We start from the raw sequence: 18760 nt of genomic DNA, 5'->3' as shown, positions 1-18760 counted from the left end.
GTTGCTTATTTCCCGGTATGACCGAATCCGCCTTCACCACGTACCGTTTCCGATAGTTCATTCACTTCCGTCAATTCAACCGCAGGCACGGTCTGGAAGACGATCTGTGCGATGCGCTCTCCCCGTACAATCGTGAACGGTTCCTGACCCAGATTAATCAACAGAACTTTAACTTCTCCGCGATAATCCGCATCAATGGTCCCCGGTGTGTTGAGGCAGGTAATACCATGTTTGAAAGCCAGTCCGCTCCGAGGACGGATCTGTGCTTCCAATCCAGCTGGCATTGCCATCGCAAGTCCGGTAGGAATCAGCGTACGCTGACCCGGCTGCAATACAACATCTTCCTGAAGTGCAGCTACTACATCAAAGCCGGATGCCAGCTCCGACATTTTTTGAGGCAGTTTAATATCTTCATTGCCCGGCAGTTTCTGTATTTGAACGTAATGCAACAAAATCATCCCTTCTCAATCCAGCGATCGTCTTATCTGAAGCGCCAACCATAGCAAGTGCAAAAGGTTCAGCAAACATCAGATCAAGTACCGCGTTAATATCGTCCATGGTCACTTGCTCAATTTTGGTGATCATTTCATCCAGCGTATGGTGTCTGCCCAACATGAGTTCGTTTTTACCCAGACGATTCATACGACTGCCTGTGCTTTCCAAACTCAGAATCAAGCTACCTTTCAGCTGTTCTTTTCCTTTACGAAGCTCATCTTCGGACAAGCCGTTTACAGCCAAGTCGCGTAGAACCTCTTTGGTCAGATCAAGCACTTCTTTGGTCTGTTTCGGTGCTGTACCCGCGTATATCGTGAACAGTCCGCTGTCCGCATGAGAACTATGATAGGAATACACGGAGTACGCAAGACCCCGTTTCTCACGAATTTCTTGGAACAGTCTGGAGCTCATGCCTCCACCAATGGCGTTATTCAGAACAACCATAGCGAATTGCAGGGGATCTCCGATTTTACAGCCCGGGAACGAGATACAGATATGATTCTGTTCCGTTTTCTTTTTGTGAAAGAGCTGTCCGCTTTGGAAGGCTGGCATCGTGACTACTTCCGTTACTCCATTTACATCAAAAGCACCAAAATGTTTCTCCATCAGATCGATTACACTGTCATCAATATTACCCGCGATACTAATGACTGTGTTCTCAATCGTGTAGTGCTGCTTCATATATGCACGCAGATGACTGGAATCCATCGCTTTGAGACGTTCTTCCGTACCCAGGATTGGGTATGCGAGTGGATGCTCACCATAGGCGGCCAAGGCCATCAGATCATGAACCATATCATCAGGCGTATCTTCATACATCGAGATTTCTTCCAGAATGACGTTTTTCTCCTTGATCAATTCACCATCATCCATTTTGGAGCGGAAAAACATATCAGACAATACATCAACCGCAATCGGCAAATGTTCATCCAACACTTTAGCATAATAACACGTGTATTCTTTGGAAGTGAATGCATTCACGTTACCGCCAATCGCATCGAACTGCTCCGCAATCGCCTTGGCATCATAACGATCTGTTCCCTTGAATAACATGTGTTCAATAAAATGTGATACTCCGTTACTTGCAGGTTGCTCATTGCGCGAACCTGTCTTGACCCATATTCCGAAAGACACAGAACGGCAGGTCGGTATCTGTTCCATGACAACTCTGAGGCCATTGCCCAGCTGAATTTTTTTCATGGTTGGCCCTCCTACATCTCTATAATTGCCTTGATCTCAACCTTGAAATTGAAATCGACATTTGGTTCCAACTGTTTGATATTAACAAAAAAATAACGTTCACTCAACCGCAGGGGTATTTACACGTTCCGAAGACAGCGTCTCACTTACTGTTCCGAGCACCAGACCTTTGGCCCGTATGGATTGAATCATGCCCTTTAAAGCTCCCGAAGAAGCAGCTGTAGGGTGCATTAGAATTAACGTGCCTGCCTCGGTATTTTTAGCAATTTTGGCAACAACAGCATCCGGGCTTGGCTTACGCCAATCCACAGTATCTACTGTCCATAACACGGTTTGCAGTCCCATGGATGAAGCAATGTCAACGGTCTTCTGATTAAAGTCACCGGAAGGCGGAGCAAACCAACGATTCTCTACACCCAGTGTTTTATGGAGCAGATCCTGGGTTTTGCTAATTTCCAGCTTGGCCCGTTCAGCGCTCAATCGACTCATATTAGGGTGAGAATATGCATGGTTGGACATCTCATGCCCACGTTTCTGAATTTCTTTGGCCAGTTCAACGTTTTTGCTTAACCAACTTCCATCCAGAAAAAAAGTAGCCTTCACTTTCTCGGCATCAAGCGTATCCAGCATCGGTTTAATGTACTCGTTCCCCCAGGCCACATTAATCATAAAAGAAACCATCGGTTTGTTTGCATTGCCCCGATAGATCGGATGTGCACCCAAATCTTTAAGCTGAATCTCCGGCTCAATCTGACGGTAGACATACGCTATTTTGGTATTCAACGTTCCACTCAGCGCCTTACGGTATGTCGCTTCCACATCAATCTCCATGCCATTATAACCAGGAATCGCTTTCCATACCCGATCCACTCTGGCATTCACCGGAGCAATTTTCGTTTCAGCCGCTTTATCCCGAATCGCAGACAACAGCGCATCTTCTCCCGTTGCCTCCTTAAACATGTCAAAAGCATTTTGCGTACCTGGCCCATCACGGATCTCCGTAATGTATGTACGTACACTGCCAACTTGTCCGATCAATATGACCGCAGTCACACCCGCCAGAACAGCCGCCAGCTTTTTGGATTGGTTTCCCACAGCTCCATCCTCCCGCCGTCTTTGTCCCCATCATATGAGGACAAGGGCAAAAATATGAATGCTAAGCCATGGTTTCATCCTTGCTATACATATTTAAACGTTAAAAAAAGAGCCAGAAATTCACATTCTGTCTCTTCATTCAATCTATCCATTTATAACCTGTCGCTTCGGTTTCCTAAGATTGAGCCGGAGCTTCAGCAGTCAAAACTGCTTTACGGGACAAGTTGATTCGACCTTGTGGGTCAATTTCCGTTACTTTTACCGTAATGGAATCACCGATAGCTACAACATCTTCCACTTTGGCAACACGTTCAGTTGACAGTTGCGAGATGTGTACCAGACCTTCTTTGTTCGGAAGTACTTCAACAAATGCACCGAATTTCTCTACGCGTTTTACTTTGCCGACATAAATCTCGCCGACCAATACTTCGCGCACAATACCTTCGATGATCGCTTTGGCTTTATCATTCATCTCCTGGTTGGAAGAAGCGATAAAGACACGTCCATCCTGTTCAATATCAATTTTAACACCGGTTTCTTCGATGATTTTATTGATAATTTTACCACCTGCACCGATCACATCACGGATTTTGTCCGGATTGATATGCATCGTTGTAATTTTAGGTGCATATTGTGATAACTGCTCACGTGGAGTTTTCAAAATTTCGTTCATTTTGCCCAAAATGTGCATACGACCTTCTTTGGCTTGCGCCAATGCATCAGACAAAATTTGACGATTAATACCAGCAATTTTAATGTCCATTTGAATCGCGGTTACACCTTCAGGTGTTCCTGCTACCTTGAAGTCCATGTCACCCAGGTGATCTTCCATACCCTGAATATCACTCAGAATGGATACATGGTCACCATCTTTGATCAGACCCATAGCCACACCCGCAACCGGAGCTTTGATTGGAACACCTGCATCCATCATAGCTAAAGTGCTGGCACAGATACTTGCCTGAGATGATGAGCCGTTGGATTCCAGAACTTCAGATACCAAACGAATCGTGTACGGGAAATCCGTTTCGGAAGGGATCACTTTGGAAAGAGCGCGCTCACCCAGTGCACCATGTCCGATTTCGCGACGACCCGGAGCACGCAATGGACGCGCTTCGCCTACGCTGAATGGTGGGAAGTTATAGTGATGCATGAAACGTTTCGTTTCTTCAAGACTGATTCCGTCCAAAATCTGAACATCACCCAGTGCACCAAGTGTACAAACGCTAAGTGCTTGCGTTTGACCGCGCGTAAACAGTCCTGTACCATGTGCACGTGGCAGCAGAGATGTATCACATTCAATTGGGCGAATTTCATCAAGTCCACGTCCATCCGGACGAACTTTATCATGCGTGATCAAACGGCGGACTTCTTCTTTGACGATGTCATGCAGAACTTCCTTCACGTCTTTGAACAATTCCGGACTTTCAATATATTTCTCTTCAAAGTGAGCAACGGTTTCGTCATTCACTACATCGATTGCATCTTGACGAGCATGCTTCTCGGCGATTTTAACCGCTTCGACCAGACGAGCGCTCGCGAATTCACGCACACTGCTGTTAACTTCAGCATTAACGGTACGCAACTTAACAGCCATTTTTTCTTTTCCAGCAACTTGTACAAGTTGTTCGATTACAGCAATAATATTTTGGATCTCATCATGTCCAAACATGATTGCTTCGAGCATCACTTCTTCCGGCACTTCGTTAGCTTCGGCCTCAACCATCATGATGGCATTTTTGGTTCCTGCAACGACCAGTTCAATATCACTGACTTCAAGCTGTGCAATCGTTGGGTTAATGATGAACTCGCCATCAATACGACCCACTTTCACGCCACCAATCGGTCCGCTGAATGGAACATCCGAAATGCTCAATGCTGCTGATGTACCAATCATTGCAGCGATCTGCGGTTCGCAATCCTGATCCACACTCATAACGATATTCAGAACTTGTACATCATTCCGGAAGCCTTCCGGGAACAAAGGACGAATTGGACGGTCTGTCAGACGGCTTGAAAGAATCGCTTTCTCACTCGGTCTGCCTTCACGTTTAATAAATCCTCCCGGGATTTTACCTACGGCGTACAATCTTTCTTCATAGTTCACCGTTAATGGGAAAAAGTCCAGATCTTTCGGCTCACTTGATGCTGTCACGGTACACAATACCACGGTATCCCCGTATGTTACCTTAACGGCAGCATTAGCCTGCTTGGCCAAACGCCCGGTCTCAAGCGTAAGCTTTCTTCCACCAAGCTGCATTTCAACACGCTGTTCCATGAAACCCCTCCTTTTAATCGTTCCTAATTCAATGGATTCTGCATATTCACAGTATTTCCTGCTTGTCCTGCATTCATTAGCTATGTATGGAACTTTCAACATGCTAACCTGCACAACAAAAGCTCCTCACGGAGCCCCATCTACAAATATATGGCAACATGTTCATCTACAAAACAACCCGGCTGTAAGTTCCGCTTGTCCTTTTAGACAAAAGAATGACGGATAACAGCCAGGTTGATTTTGAAAACATGTACGATAATTAACGACGCAATCCGAGTTTTTCGATCAGTGCGCTGTAACGTTTAACATCTTTGTTTTTCACATAAGCCAAAAGCTTACGACGTTGACCTACCATTTTCAAAAGTCCACGACGTGAGTGGTGGTCTTTCTTATGCGTACGCAAGTGGTTTGTCAAACTTGTGATGTTTTCCGTAAGGATAGCAACTTGCACCTCTGGAGATCCTGTATCGGACTCGTGAGTTTTGTGCTCGTCGATCAGTTGTTGTTTACGTTCTTGAGTCAATGCCATCCTGTTCACCTCCTTCAATATAATCGCCATTAGCCTCGTCACCGCCGGTGAGAGCAAGCAACCAAGCCAAGGTTAATGTTGTCTCAATCGACAACGTAGTACAGTATATCATAATTGCCTAGTTAAAGTAAATGTAAACATGCATTTAATCCTGAGCCTTTAAGATAACAGGCGGCCAGCAGTTAATGCATCTTCACGAATCTGGCTAATCAATGCATCAATGGAGTCAAACTTTCGTTCTGCACGAATATAGTGAACGAGCTCAACCTTTAGTTCCTGGTCATACAAGTGTCCATCAAAATCAAGCAGGTGCACTTCAAACGTAGGTTTCATCCCGCTTTCGTGAAACGTAGGTTTCACACCCAGATTCATTACGCCGTGCAATTCCTGTTCACCATACTGCACACGAACAGCGTAAACACCCTTAGACGGGGTAACGTAATGATCCGTGAGTTCAAGGTTGGCTGTAGGAAATCCAATCGTTCGTCCACGCTTCTCCCCGTGAATGACGGTTCCCCTGATGCTGTAAGGTCGGCCAAGCCACTGACTGGCCTCATCCATCTCCCCACGCTTCAATAGGCCACGAATGAGAGAACTGCTCACTTTTTCACCATTTAACAAGAAAGGAGGAACGGTTTCCACCGTCATCTCTCCTTCTCCCAAAGTACGAAGAAGTTGTTCATCCCCTGCGCCCTTGTGACCAAAACGGAAGTCAAAACCCACCACCGCTGTTCGTGTCTGAAGAGGAATCAACAAGTCGTGTACGAATTGTTGCGGCGTCAACCGTGAGAAATCTTCATTGAACTCCACCACATAGAGTACATCAACGCCCATTCCTGCCAAGATGTCTTCTTTATCTCTCAAGGGAGTTAAATAACCCTCGTAATCCCCTTTGCGCATAACTTCCTTCGGATGTGGATGAAAGGTCATGACCGCTGCCTGCATGCCCGTTTCCCGCGCAATGCGGACAGCTGATAAAATGACACTTGCATGTCCGAGATGCAGTCCGTCGAATTGACCAATCGCAAGCACTTGGGGCAGTGTGCTCAGCTCAGTCGAATGTAACGTCTGCGGATAGGTTAGCATTACGGTTTTCACAATCATTCACCTGCATTTCACTAGATAGGCCAAGCTTGAGCATCACCACAACTCCAAGCCCGAAACCTCTTTATTCCGGCAAAAAGACTTTAACTGCCCTCACCGTTGGTTTTAGTTCATCCCGTTCAAATATCCCCAGAAACGTACCATCCTGAGCATACAACCGCAGCAAACCTGGTTGCTCCACTGGCGGTTCCAAAAGACGTGCAGACAGTTTCTGACCTTGAAGTGCTCCTTTGGCCTGTTCATCTCCAACCTTGTGGGCCGGAATCGAAGCAATAGCCTCGTCAACAGGAATCAGCGCCTCCGCCAAAGTTCCCTCAGCCATAAGTTGTTCCACTTCTTCAATACGAAGACAATGATCTGCAGAGATACCTGCAGATATCGTACGCTCCAGTTGAACCATGGTGGATGGATATCCGAGTTGCCGCCCAATGTCTACACACAATGTCCGAATATAAGTACCTTTTGAACATAAGGCCCGGAAAGATATATCGGTCGTATCGCCCTGAGTTTCAATCCCTGTAAGCTCAAGCTCATAGATTGTGACCTCACGGCTCTTGCGCTCTACCGTTTTCCCTTCACGAGCAAGCTCATAAAGACGTTTGCCGTCTACCTTTACCGCAGAATACATAGGAGGTACCTGTGAGATCGTGCCCAGAAACTGCTCAAGCACCTGTTGAACCTGTTCCTGTGTTACTTCCACAGTCGTTTCAGCACGCTCAACGACTTCCCCTGTCATATCCTCTGTGTCAGTAGACAGACCCAATCTAAGCGTAGCCAGATATTCCTTCGGAAGCTCCTGCATGTATTCTACCACACGTGTCGCTCGCCCAAGACAGAGCGGCAGAACACCTGTAACTTGTGGGTCCAGTGTGCCTGTGTGCCCAATGCGCTTCATCTTGAGAATGCGGCGCATTTTGGCTACAACATCATGAGAAGTAAATCCCGCCGGTTTATATACCGGAAGTACACCTTCAAATGGCTTTACCATTGTGCATTCACCTGCTTCAATACTTTTGCGATAATATCATCAAGTCTGCCTTCCAGACGACATCCGGCTGCGAGCACATGCCCGCCTCCGCCAAAGGTCTGTGCTAGTGCAGAAACATCAATCTTTCCAGCTGAACGCAAAGAAACCTTGACTGCATTCTCGTTGATGACTTTGAAAAAGATACCAACTTCCACGCCCTGGATGTTGCGCGGATAGTTCACTACCCCTTCAAGATCTTCATTAGCTGCTCCACAAGCCACCATATCATCTGGTGTAATAACAACCCAGGCTATCTTTCCATCATCTGTCATCTGCAGGCTTGATAGTGCCTGATTCAAAATCCGAACTTGCGGAAGAGTCACCTGCTCCAACAAGGTCTGGGCGAGATAGGGACCATCCACGCCATGTTCAAGCAGTCTGGAGGCCGTTGTCATTACATTTGGGCTGGTGTTGGCATAGCGGAATCCACCTGTATCCGTAAGCAATCCTGTATAAACTGCCGTCGCAACATCTTTATCCCATGTTACTTGGAACAGGTTAAGAAAATCGAACAAGATTTCAGCCGTTGCAGCAGCATCTGACTTAATGATGTTAACTGTACCATAACCGTCATTTGTAGGGTGATGATCAATATTCAAGATAACAGCATCGTCTTCGAAATAATGACGTGTCAAACCTACTCTGGCAAAGTCTGCACAATCCACACAGATAACAGCTTTATATTTTCGCTGCGGTGGTTGTTCGGTCATGTTCACAATGTTGCCTGCTTCCCACAAAAATTGCATGCGATGCGGGATTTCACCTTCATTAATCATCGTGAATGTCTTACCCAGACATGACAGCAGCCAGCCCACCGTTACCGTCGAGCTGACTGCGTCACCGTCCGGCTGTACATGCGACACGACCAGGTAATCATCATGCTCCAGCAGAAATTGCTTTCCGGCCTGGAGCGCCTGTTCATAAGTGTGCATTGCCGTCTCCTCTATTCTGTTACTGGGATTCGTTCTTGTCGGAACCAATATCGCCAAGCAGCTTCTCAATTCGGCTGCCATAAGCGATGGATTCGTCAATCTTAAATATCAACTCGGGAACATGCCGGAACCGGATACGTTTGCCCAGCTCGGAACGCAAAAATCCATTTGCTTTTGCCAGAGCTTTGAGCGTGTTATCTTTTTGTTCCTGCTCACCGAAGACACTCAGATAAACTTTGGCTTGCGACAAGTCTCCTGTCACTTCGACTCCCGTTACCGTAATAAAGCCGATACGTGGATCTTTCAGTTCAGACTGGATGAGCAGACTTATTTCTTTCTTGATCTGCTCGCCCACTCTACCTGTACGAATCTTAGCCATCGTTGTTCACCTCATGCTTCCTTGCTTATCGTTGTACTGTCTCCATAATGAAAGCTTCGATAACGTCGCCTTCTTTGAGATCATTATATTTATCAAGTGTGATACCGCACTCGTAACCTTGTGCTACTTCTTTGGCATCATCTTTATAACGTTTCAGGGAATCCAGCTTACCTTCGTAAAGGACGATGCCATCACGAATCAGGCGTGCTTCCGCAGAACGCGTAATTTTACCCGAGGTAACCATACAACCAGCGATGGTACCCACTTTACTGATGGAGAACGTGCTACGAACTTCAGCATGACCGATAACTTTTTCTTTGTAGATCGGATCAAGCATACCTTTCATCGCTTGTTCAATTTCTTCGATAACACTGTAGATCACGCGATGCAGACGAATGTCTACTTGCTCTTGATCTGCAGTTGATTTCGCCTGGTTATCAGGACGAACGTTGAAACCGATCACGATAGCATTGGATGCTGCAGCTAAAATGATGTCGGATTCTGTGATTGCACCAGCGCCGCTATGAATAATTTTCACGCGTACACCTTCAACTTCGATCTTCGCAAGGGAACCTTTCAATGCTTCAACCGAACCTTGTACATCACCTTTGATGATTACGTTCAGATCTTTGATCTCGCCATCTTTGATGTGCTGGAACAGATCATCCAATGTCACACGAGTATGCGTACCCAGATCGGATTCACGTTGCGTGATCGAACGTTTGTCAGCGATGGAACGCGCTTTGCGCTCATCTTCAAACACCATGAATGGATCTCCCGCACCTGGAACTTCAGTCAGACCTGTGATTTCTACAGGTGTTGAAGGTCCAGCTTCTTTCAATTTGCGACCTTTGTCATTGACCATCGCACGAACACGACCGAAGCAGTTACCTGCAACGAAAGCATCGCCGACTTTCAATGTACCGTGCTGTACGAGGATACGTGCAACTGGGCCACGTCCTTTATCCAGTTCGGCTTCAATCACTGTACCACGGGCACGTTTGTCCGGGTTCGCTTTGTATTCGTTCACTTCTGCAACCAGCAGAATCATTTCAAGCAGACCTTCCAGACCCATTCTTTGTTTCGCTGACACGTTAACAAAGATGGTATCTCCGCCCCACTCTTCAGGAACGAGTTCATAGCTGGTTAATTCTTGTTTCACTTTGTCTGGATCAGCGCCCGGCTTGTCAATTTTGTTGACAGCCACGATGATTGGTAGCCCGGCAGCTTTGGCATGGTTAATCGCCTCAATGGTCTGTGGCATAACACCGTCATCCGCAGCTACGACAATAATCGTCATATCCGTAACTTGTGCGCCACGTGCACGCATTGCTGTAAACGCTTCGTGACCCGGAGTATCCAGGAACGTGATCTTTTTGTTGTTAATTTCAACTTGATATGCACCGATATGTTGCGTGATTCCGCCTGCTTCGCCATCGGATACATTCGTGGAACGAATAGCATCCAGCAAAGTAGTTTTACCATGGTCAACGTGACCCATGATCGTAACTACTGGTGGACGAGCCTGCAAGTCAGCAGCATCATCATTCTCTTCCAGTGTTTCGAAACGGTCATCTTCAAGCACAATCTTCACTTCAACCTCAACACCGAATTCACCTGAAAGCAGAAGGATTGTTTCGATATCAAGCTCTTGGTTGATTGTTGCCATAACGCCCATAGCGATGAGCTTTTTGATAACTTCGGAAGCATCCTTATGGAGCAACTTCGCTGTTTCACCAACGGTCATATCACCACGAACGATGATTTTCTTAGGTGTGTTATCAATTTTCTCACGTTGTTGGTACTGTTGTTGATTTCTGTTGCGGTTATTCTTGCCACCACGGTTACCACGGAAGTTGCCGCCACGGTTGTCATCATAACGACGTCCACCGCCACCGCTGTTCGAACGGTTACCACTATTGTTGTTGTTGCCAGTAGTACCACCTGGGCCGCTTCTACGTTGGCCTTGTCCTTGGCTCTGACCTTGGCCACCGCTACGGTTGCCAGCAGTACCTGTATTACCACCGCTGTTAGGGCCTGAAGTTCTTACTTGACCGCCACCGCTGTTATTCGGACGTTGACCCGTTCCTTGCGGACGGGATGCAGTACTGCTTTGTCCACCTTGAGCTGGTCTTGGACGGTTAGTTGATTGTCCTCCTTGACTTGAGCCTTGGGAAGAGTTCGTTCTGTTGCGGCTGTCTTGGCCGCTGGGTCTTTGGGTGCCATTGTTATTGTTGGAATTTGGTCTATTGTTCATACCTACCTGCTTTTCCTGTTGTATTTTTGTTTGTACGGGACTACCGGATGGGTTACTACTCTTCGGCGTGTTCACTCCGCCGGCCGGCTGGTTGCTGTCCACTGGTTTGTCACTGCGCACTGCCGAAGTAGCAACTGGTTTTGCATCGTTGCCTTGTTTCGAAGCAGCAGTGGATTTTATATCTTTAAAAAATTGTTCCACCTTACCGACTGAACCATTCTCCATGACACTCATATGATTGTTTACGGGAATTTCCAGCTTTTTAAGAATGGTTATAATTTCTTTACTACTCATATTAAGGGACTTCGCATATTCATAAACTCGCAATTTATCCTTGTTTTCCTGTTTACTCAATATACTCCACCTCCGACATTATACCGACTTGCTTGGAGATCATTTTTGCAAACCCTCGATCCGTTACTGCAAGAACAACACGCGTGTCTTTACCGATACTTGATCCCAGGCTATCCCGGTCAAATCCGATCAACAGAGGAACCTTATAAGTTCCGCATTTGTCGCGAAATTTCTTTTGTGTATTGGCTGAGGCGTCACCCGCAACAATAACCATTTTAGCTTCGGAAGAACGGATCGCTTTAAGTACAATTTCTTCACCTGTTACAAGTTTACCTGCACGCATAGAGAGTCCCAAATAAGACAGCGTTTTAATATTAGTCATGTTCACGCTCCTGTGCTGCTTTGAATTCATCCTCAACCGCAATGAAGTCAGCTGCTAATTGCTCGTAAATTTCAGGTGAGACTTTGCCTTTTAACGCCCGATCCAAAGCCCGGTTTTTGAGTGCGAGCTTAAAACAGGACTCTTTGCCGCATAAATAGGCACCACGTCCGGATTTTTTGCCAGTCAAATCGATCAGCACTTCATCCTCTGGCGTTTTAACAATGCGAATCAGCTGCTTTTTGGGCATCATTTCTTGGCATGCCACACATTTGCGCAGCGGCACTTTTTTTGGTTTCATACGTCAGCGCCCCCCGTACTTTACTTTAGTCGACGGAGACGGAATCCTGATGCATTTCAGAAGAAGAATCTTTTTCTCTGCCGAATTCCTGTTCCGCCTGGCTCTCGCTCTTAATGTCGATTTTCCAGCCGGTTAATTTGGCTGCTAATCTGGCATTTTGGCCTTTGATACCAATTGCGAGCGACAGTTGATAGTCCGGAACGATAACCCGAGCCATCTTTTCTTCCTCAAATACATGAACTTCCAATACTTTGGAAGGACTCAGTGCATTAGCAACATATTCGTCTACCTGATCGGAGAAACGAACGATGTCGATTTTTTCACCGCGCAGCTCACCCACAATGGTCTGCACGCGCATTCCCTTAGGACCTACACAAGATCCAACTGGATCAACTTCCTCGTTGCGGGAATGAACGGCAATCTTGGAGCGGAACCCTGCTTCGCGAGCGACGGAGCGAATTTCAACTACACCGTCAAAGATCTCAGGCACTTCCAGTTCAAAGAGACGTTTCAAGAGGCCCGGATGGGTACGGGACAAAATGATTTGCGGCCCTTTTGTCGTATTCTCGACCTTGGTGATATACGCCTTAATACGGTCACCATGAACAAACTTCTCGTTCGGCATCAATTCGGTCAGCGGTAAAGCCGCTTCGATTTTGCCCAGATCGATGTAGATATTGCGCAAATCCTGACGCTGCACCACTCCCGTAACGATATCTTCTTCCTTATCTACGAAAGCGTTGTAGATCAGGCCGCGTTCGGCTTCACGAATCCGCTGGGTCACTACCTGTTTGGCAGTTTGTGCCGCGATACGTCCGAAATCACGCGGCGTAACTTCAATCTCCGCAATATCTTCCAGCTGGAAGTGTGGGTTGATTTCTCGTGCAGCAGGCAATGAAATTTCGGTACGTGAATCCAGGACTTCTTCCACGATCAATTTACGGGCATACACCCGAATAACTCCCGTATTACGGTTCATGTCAACACGCACATTCTGGGCCGTGTTGAAATTCCGCTTGTAGCTGGAAATTAGTGCAGCCTCGATCGCTTCAAACAGCACATCCTTGCTGATCCCTTTTTCCCGTTCCAATTCATTCATTGCTTCAATAAAATCCATACTCATGAATGTTGATCCCCCTTTCAAACATGGCATCTCATACGTAAAACGGCGAAAGGCTCTGAACTCATGAGCACCTTGCCGTTATCGTGAGATGTGTCTTTTTCATTAATAAAGTGAACAAGGCACTTAAAACAAAATAGCTAGGCGCGCACTGGCAACCTTATCATAAGAAATGGCATGCTGTTTTTTGCCTGCTTCGATCACGAGTTCCCCGTCATCAAAGGAAAGCAGCTTGCCTTCAAATTCCTTCAATCCGTTCACCGGCTCGTAGGTTGTAACAAAAACATTTTTGCCTACAGATTTGGTAACGTCCTCAGGTTTTTTCAGTGGACGCTCCGCACCGGGAGAAGACACTTCAAGGAAATAGATGGTTGGAATCGGATCGTTCTCATCCAGCTTGGCACTCAGCTTTTCGCTGATCAAGACACAATCGTCGATGTCGATGCCACCCTCTTTGTCGACATACACCCGTAAAAACCAGTTGCTGCCTTCTTTGACGTATTCGATGTCAACCAGCTCGAAGCCTTGTTCGTTCAAGTAGGGTTGGATCATTTCTTCCACGGTAGATTTAATGTTCGTTGTGCTCAAAACCAATAACCTCCAACTTAGGTTACACCAGCAAAAAAAGCACTGGCAGATTATTCAATACCCAAGATTCTTGTATACCAAAGACTAAAGAGTGGGTTTCCCCACTCTTTAGAAATTCGTACTATCTCGTTCACTTCAAAAATTATAACATAGTCTGGTAATAGTGACAAGTAAGCGATGCTTCAGGCAGTTTACTTACTAATGAAGGAAAAATTACGTTCCCCCAACGATCGCTAAGGTTAGATCCAAATTCAATCCTAGAAAAGGGAAAGCTGATTGCTCTCTGGCAAGCCACGGAAACATCCCATATTCGACAGGAGTTCAACAATGGTCTTACTTGCTTTCGACTTCTGCTGGAAGTCCTCAACCGATAGAAACTCACCATGATCACGTGCTGCAGCAATATTGCGAGCAGCATTATCCCCGATTCCTGCCAACGCCGAAAATGGAGGGATTAGTGTTTTTCCGTCAACGATGAACTTTGTCGCTTCCGAACGGTATAAGTCAATGGATTTCAGCGAGAATCCGCGCGCTGCCATTTCCAGACCCATTTCCAGGACAGGTAACATGTTTTTCTCTTTTGGAGGTGCCTGGAAACCTAATTGCTCAATTTCCGTAATTTTGCGATAGATCGCGTCGTATCCCTGACACATGAGTTCGATATCAATCTCATCCGCCCGAACGGTAAAGTAAGTTGCGTAATATTCAATCGGATGATACAGCTTGAAGAATGCCGTACGTACTGCCGAAATAACATAAGCGGCCGCGTGAGCCTTCGGGAACATGTACTGGATTTTGAGACAAGAATCAATGTACCATTGAGGCACTTTACAATTTTTCATCTCGTCAATCCATTCCTGTGGTAGACCCCGTCCCTTACGAACACTCTCGGTAATCTTAAATGCCAGACTTGCGTCCATTCCCGTTTTATAAATCAGGAATAACATAATGTCATCCCGACAACCAATTACCGTCTTAATGTTACACGTTCCGTTCTTAATCAGATCCTGAGCATTTCCAAGCCATACCCCTGTACCATGGGACAATCCGGAAATCTGAAGTAAATCGGCAAAAGACGTCGGCTGGGATTCAACAAGCATCTGACGTACAAACTTCGTCCCCATCTCTGGCACTCCAAACGTCGCGACTGGCGACCTAATCTGTTCCGGTGTAACACCCAGAGCTTCGGTTGAGTTAAACATGCTCATGACTTTCGGATCATTCATCGGAATGGTTGTTGGATCGACACCTGTCAAATCCTGCAACATCCGCATCATCGTTGGGTCATCGTGCCCCAGAATATCAAGTTTCAGCAAGTTCTCTTCAAAAGCATGATAATCAAAGTGTGTCGTTTTCCACTCCGCATTAACGTCGTCAGCCGGAAACTGAACAGGTGTAACGTCTTCGACTTCGATATAATCAGGTACCACGACAATACCGCCAGGATGCTGTCCAGTACTCCGTTTCACCCCAGTACAGCCAGAGGCCAAACGATTCAATTCAGCTCCACGCCATTTCTTCTGATGCTGTTCCTCATACTTCTTGGCAAAACCAAATGCTGTTTTCTCAGCCACCGTACCAATGGTTCCCGCACGGAAAACACTTTTCTCACTAAATAGCACTTTCGTGTAGTTATGTGCGTGAGGCTGATAATCTCCAGAGAAGTTCAAGTCAATATCGGGAACTTTATCTCCTTTAAACCCAAGGAAGGTCTCAAACGGAATATCCTGGCCTTCTCCTTTAAGTGTGCCACCACAATCCGGACACTCTTTCTCTGGAAGGTCAAATCCACTCCGAACGCTGCCGTCCAGGAACCACTCGCTGTGTTTGCATTCTGAATTTACGCAAATATAATGAGCAGGTAGTGGATTAACCTCGGATATACCCAGGAATGTAGCAACAACAGAGGAGCCTACCGATCCCCGCGAACCTACGAGATAACCATCCTGATTCGATTTTTTAACCAAGCGCTCCGAAATCAGATAGTTGGCAGAAAAACCGTATTTAATAATTGGAATGAGCTCTTTCTCTAGTCGTGCCACGATTACTTCTGGTAATTCCTCGCCATAGATGGACTTGGCAGTGTTATAGCAGGTATTACGGATTTCTTCGTCCGCACCTTCCAGAATCGGAGTAAACAGTTTGTCCGGGAATAACTTAATTTCCTCAAATCGGTCAGACAACTCCACCGTATTTGTAACAACGACTTCGTATGCTTTCTCTTGACCCAGGAACTGGAACTCTTCCAGCATTTCCTCTGTCGTTCTAAAATGTGCATCCGGTTTACGCTGATCTTTCAGTGGACTAAATCCTGTAATACCGTGAATGGTGATATCCCGATATAACTTGTCACGTGGTTCCAAATAGTGCACGTTACCTGTAGCTATGACCGGTTTATTAAGTTTCGCACCTATATCGATGACTTTACGGATCGCTGTTTTGATTTCTTCGGGTGTAGCTACCAACCCTTTATCCACCAAATGCATATACATCGTAAGTGGTTGAATCTCCAGTATGTCATAGAACTCAGCGATCTCTTCCGCTTCTTCGAGCGATTTGTTAAGCACCGCTTCGAAAAACTCCCCTTTTTCACAGCCCGATATAATAACAAGACCTTCACGCAAATTTATCAGTTTTGATTTGGGAATGCACGGTACCCGCTTGAAATGTTCCGTATGAGAGAGAGATACCAGCTTATATAGATTTTTCTTACCGACATCATTCAATGCATAGATGCCACAATGGAAAGGTCTTGTATTCGACAAGTCGACACCTACATAATCGTTCAAGCGATCAAGTCTCGTTAATCCTTTCATCTGAGCAGCATCATTTAATAATCCGATCAGTATACCCGCGAGTGCAACCGTATCATCAATGGCACGGTGATGACTTTCGAGTCCAACCTTATATTTATCAGCCATCGTATTCAGACGGTGGTTCTTGTTTTTTGGAAATAACAATCTCGCCAGTTCCAATGTGTCAAGGACCGGGTTAGGAAGCTCTGGCAATCCAATTTGCTTCAGGGAAGCCTGGATAAAGCCCATGTCAAAGCGTGCATTATGCGCAACAAGCACACCATCACCAGCAAACTGCACAAAATCACGGATAACAGGCTCCAGCTCAGGTGCGTCTTTTACCATGTCATCATTAATATTGGTCAACTGCTGAATGTTGTAGGGAATGCGTTCATGCGGATTCACAAACGTTGCAAACCGGTCGATTTCTTTACCGTCTTGCATCTTCACGGCTGCAATCTCAATGATTTTGTTCTGTGTTACCGACAAACCTGTGGTCTCGATATCAAATACGATGTATGTTGCTGTTTGGAGATCCAATGGCTGAGGAGCCATTACAACGGCAACAGAGTCATTCACGACATTGGCCTCAAGGCCGTAGATCATCTTAATCCCGTTTTTCTTAGCAGCCTTGGAAGCCTCGGGATATACCTGCACCCCACCATGATCAGTGACAGCAATCGCCTTATGTCCCCACTCGGCTGCCATTTTCACGTATTTGTCGATTGAAGTTACAGCATCCATCGTACTCATTGTAGAGTGCAAATGGAACTCCACCCGTTTCTCTGGTGCATTATCTTTGCGAGACGGCGGTGCTTTAACTTCAATCAAATCCGAAGGAATCATGGCGAGCTCAGGAATTTGCATAAACCGGTCATACTCTACACGACCACGCACTTTTACCCATTTACCGTTAGCCAACAAACTGAGAATTTTAACATCCTCTTTTGTTTTGGCAAACATCTTCATTTGCATGGAATCCGTGAAGTCGGTCAGGTAGAAGGTAAACAACGTATTACCGTTTCGCAATTCTTTACGATCCAGTCCAAACACTGAACCTTGAAGCGTGACCTTTTTCTCTTCATCCTGGATTTCCTGCATGGGTACTGCTGGCTCCTTGATGTCATAACCCATTTGCAAACGCAGATCACCCTGCTCCTCATCCACCGGGATTTCTGTGTCCACTTCACTCATCATCTTCTCGATGACCTCAAGTTCCTCTACACGTTTTTGGGCCTGGAACTGTTCCATGGCCTCTTTATTACTTCCCACTTCGCCCACTTGCATCTTGATGCGAAGAGGTAGATGAAAGTACTTGTCATAGAATTTCGTAATAGCCTGATCAATCTGTTTCTTACGAGCCAATTCCATCGACGTAGCATCACTCATTGTCAGTTGTAGAAGATCCTCTTCACATTCAAAGGTTGTCCGGTTCATCCAACCATTTACAGATGGAATCTCACGGGTAACCCACTCCAGAAACAGATTCCAATATTCAGTGACGATATCACCATTTTGTACTTGGTCCGTGTATTTGAAGCCAAATGAAATTTTGGCGATATGATTCATCTTCTCTTGAATATGCAGGCAAAATGTGCGATAGATTGGAGCGGGTACCAACGTATCCTTTGCAATCAGAATATTCCATTCCCGATTACTTCGATTGGTCTCTACTTGTTCAATCCATCCATCCAAAAAATAGGGCTCTAACAGACCAGCCGGAAGCTCTGCCTGTTTCATCAACAACTCAAACCGTTTTCTCTTCTCCTCGAATCCGCTCATCGTGTTCCTCCTTGTACCCCCTTAAAGCATGAAAAGCCCCTGCATTCAAAAATGTCACCGATCCGAACTCGCACCGACTCATTTTATCCGACAGAAGCTCTCCATTCATTACTCTTACAGTCCGTACGTGTCATTATATAAATTGAACAAAGAGATATTTACACTTACCACTCCGATAACAGAACAACCTTCAGATCGCTGTTAT

Annotated in this window: 16 protein-coding genes; all 16 read right to left on the bottom strand. The window is 46.0% G+C overall.

What is annotated here, in order from left to right:
* Nucleotides 1–5: 5 nt before the first annotated feature.
* The 16 genes from dut to ACETMN_RS11890 all read right to left on the bottom strand — a co-directional run bounded on the left by dut (nt 6) and on the right by ACETMN_RS11890 (nt 18555).
* The gene (dut, locus tag ACETMN_RS11965; RefSeq protein WP_017689132.1) at nt 6–452 is read right to left on the bottom strand and encodes a dUTP diphosphatase; all 447 of its coding nucleotides are present in this window, start codon (nt 450–452) and stop codon (nt 6–8) included.
* On the bottom strand, nt 412–1695 hold the full coding sequence (locus ACETMN_RS11960) for a M16 family metallopeptidase (protein WP_091017251.1): 1284 nt from the start codon (nt 1693–1695) through the stop codon (nt 412–414). The genes dut and ACETMN_RS11960 overlap by 41 nt, the downstream gene beginning before the upstream one ends.
* Nucleotides 1696–1794: 99 nt before the next feature.
* Nucleotides 1795–2790, bottom strand: a complete 996-nt coding sequence (locus ACETMN_RS11955; RefSeq protein ID WP_091017253.1) for a polysaccharide deacetylase family protein — start codon at nt 2788–2790, stop codon at nt 1795–1797.
* Between the two features lie 175 nt (nt 2791–2965).
* A complete protein-coding gene (pnp, locus tag ACETMN_RS11950; protein ID WP_091017255.1) occupies nt 2966–5068 on the bottom strand; it encodes a polyribonucleotide nucleotidyltransferase in 2103 nt (700 codons plus the stop codon).
* Nucleotides 5069–5327: 259 nt separating this feature from the next.
* Nucleotides 5328–5597 carry a 30S ribosomal protein S15 gene (rpsO, locus tag ACETMN_RS11945; RefSeq protein ID WP_036609297.1) on the bottom strand — a complete coding sequence of 90 codons (270 nt, stop codon included), beginning with the start codon at nt 5595–5597 and terminating at the stop codon, nt 5328–5330.
* Nucleotides 5575–5709, bottom strand: a complete 135-nt coding sequence (locus tag ACETMN_RS11940; RefSeq protein WP_256719971.1) for a hypothetical protein — start codon at nt 5707–5709, stop codon at nt 5575–5577. The genes rpsO and ACETMN_RS11940 overlap by 23 nt, the downstream gene beginning before the upstream one ends.
* Before the next feature lie 47 nt (nt 5710–5756).
* Nucleotides 5757–6695, bottom strand: a complete 939-nt coding sequence (locus tag ACETMN_RS11935) for a bifunctional riboflavin kinase/FAD synthetase (protein ID WP_062835982.1) — start codon at nt 6693–6695, stop codon at nt 5757–5759.
* Between the two features lie 70 nt (nt 6696–6765).
* Nucleotides 6766–7689 carry a tRNA pseudouridine(55) synthase TruB gene (gene truB / locus ACETMN_RS11930; protein ID WP_091017257.1) on the bottom strand — a complete coding sequence of 308 codons (924 nt, stop codon included), beginning with the start codon at nt 7687–7689 and terminating at the stop codon, nt 6766–6768.
* Entirely contained in the window at nt 7683–8660 is a 978-nt protein-coding gene (locus ACETMN_RS11925) for a DHH family phosphoesterase (RefSeq protein ID WP_411736150.1), read from the bottom strand. The genes truB and ACETMN_RS11925 overlap by 7 nt, the downstream gene beginning before the upstream one ends.
* A 19-nt stretch (nt 8661–8679) precedes the next feature.
* Nucleotides 8680–9039: a 30S ribosome-binding factor RbfA gene (gene rbfA, locus ACETMN_RS11920; protein ID WP_017689140.1), complete on the bottom strand. Its 360-nt coding sequence runs from the start codon at nt 9037–9039 to the stop codon at nt 8680–8682.
* 25 nt (nt 9040–9064) lie between these two features.
* The gene (gene infB, locus ACETMN_RS11915) at nt 9065–11650 is read right to left on the bottom strand and encodes a translation initiation factor IF-2 (RefSeq protein ID WP_091017260.1); all 2586 of its coding nucleotides are present in this window, start codon (nt 11648–11650) and stop codon (nt 9065–9067) included.
* Nucleotides 11643–11972 (bottom strand): L7Ae/L30e/S12e/Gadd45 family ribosomal protein, encoded by a 330-nt coding sequence (locus tag ACETMN_RS11910; RefSeq protein ID WP_017689142.1) that lies wholly within the window; start codon nt 11970–11972, stop codon nt 11643–11645. Before ACETMN_RS11910 ends, infB begins: the two co-directional genes overlap by 8 nt.
* Nucleotides 11965–12270 (bottom strand): RNase P modulator RnpM, encoded by a 306-nt coding sequence (gene rnpM, locus ACETMN_RS11905; RefSeq protein WP_017689143.1) that lies wholly within the window; start codon nt 12268–12270, stop codon nt 11965–11967. Before rnpM ends, ACETMN_RS11910 begins: the two co-directional genes overlap by 8 nt.
* Before the next feature lie 25 nt (nt 12271–12295).
* Complete coding sequence (nusA, locus tag ACETMN_RS11900; protein WP_062833827.1) at nt 12296–13393, bottom strand: transcription termination factor NusA; 1098 nt, start codon at nt 13391–13393, stop codon at nt 12296–12298.
* A gap of 123 nt (nt 13394–13516) precedes the next feature.
* Nucleotides 13517–13978: a ribosome maturation factor RimP gene (gene rimP, locus ACETMN_RS11895; RefSeq protein WP_091017262.1), complete on the bottom strand. Its 462-nt coding sequence runs from the start codon at nt 13976–13978 to the stop codon at nt 13517–13519.
* Nucleotides 13979–14235: 257 nt separating this feature from the next.
* On the bottom strand, nt 14236–18555 hold the full coding sequence (locus tag ACETMN_RS11890; protein WP_105598217.1) for a PolC-type DNA polymerase III: 4320 nt from the start codon (nt 18553–18555) through the stop codon (nt 14236–14238).
* Between the last annotated feature and the right edge of the window lie 205 nt (nt 18556–18760).

The sequence above is a fragment of the Paenibacillus sp. M2 genome, from assembly GCF_046713495.1.
GTDB classification, from domain to species: Bacteria; Bacillota; Bacilli; order Paenibacillales; family Paenibacillaceae; genus Paenibacillus; species Paenibacillus amylolyticus_B.
This window is presented reverse-complemented; position numbering and strand designations above follow the sequence as displayed.

Excerpts from the sequence above, each read along its gene's own strand:
- ACETMN_RS11960 (WP_091017251.1), bottom strand. The coding sequence starts at position 1,695 with ATGAAAAAAATTCAGCTGGGCAATGGCCTCAGAGTTGTCATGGAACAG.
- pnp (WP_091017255.1), bottom strand. The coding sequence starts at position 5,068 with ATGGAACAGCGTGTTGAAATGCAGCTTGGTGGAAGAAAGCTTACGCTT.
- rpsO (WP_036609297.1), bottom strand. The coding sequence starts at position 5,597 with ATGGCATTGACTCAAGAACGTAAACAACAACTGATCGACGAGCACAAA.
- ACETMN_RS11940 (WP_256719971.1), bottom strand. The coding sequence starts at position 5,709 with ATGATATACTGTACTACGTTGTCGATTGAGACAACATTAACCTTGGCT.
- truB (WP_091017257.1), bottom strand. The coding sequence starts at position 7,689 with ATGGTAAAGCCATTTGAAGGTGTACTTCCGGTATATAAACCGGCGGGA.
- ACETMN_RS11925 (WP_411736150.1), bottom strand. The coding sequence starts at position 8,660 with ATGCACACTTATGAACAGGCGCTCCAGGCCGGAAAGCAATTTCTGCTG.
- rbfA (WP_017689140.1), bottom strand. The coding sequence starts at position 9,039 with ATGGCTAAGATTCGTACAGGTAGAGTGGGCGAGCAGATCAAGAAAGAA.
- ACETMN_RS11910 (WP_017689142.1), bottom strand. The coding sequence starts at position 11,972 with ATGACTAATATTAAAACGCTGTCTTATTTGGGACTCTCTATGCGTGCA.
- rnpM (WP_017689143.1), bottom strand. The coding sequence starts at position 12,270 with ATGAAACCAAAAAAAGTGCCGCTGCGCAAATGTGTGGCATGCCAAGAA.
- nusA (WP_062833827.1), bottom strand. The coding sequence starts at position 13,393 with ATGAGTATGGATTTTATTGAAGCAATGAATGAATTGGAACGGGAAAAA.
- ACETMN_RS11890 (WP_105598217.1), bottom strand. The coding sequence starts at position 18,555 with ATGAGCGGATTCGAGGAGAAGAGAAAACGGTTTGAGTTGTTGATGAAA.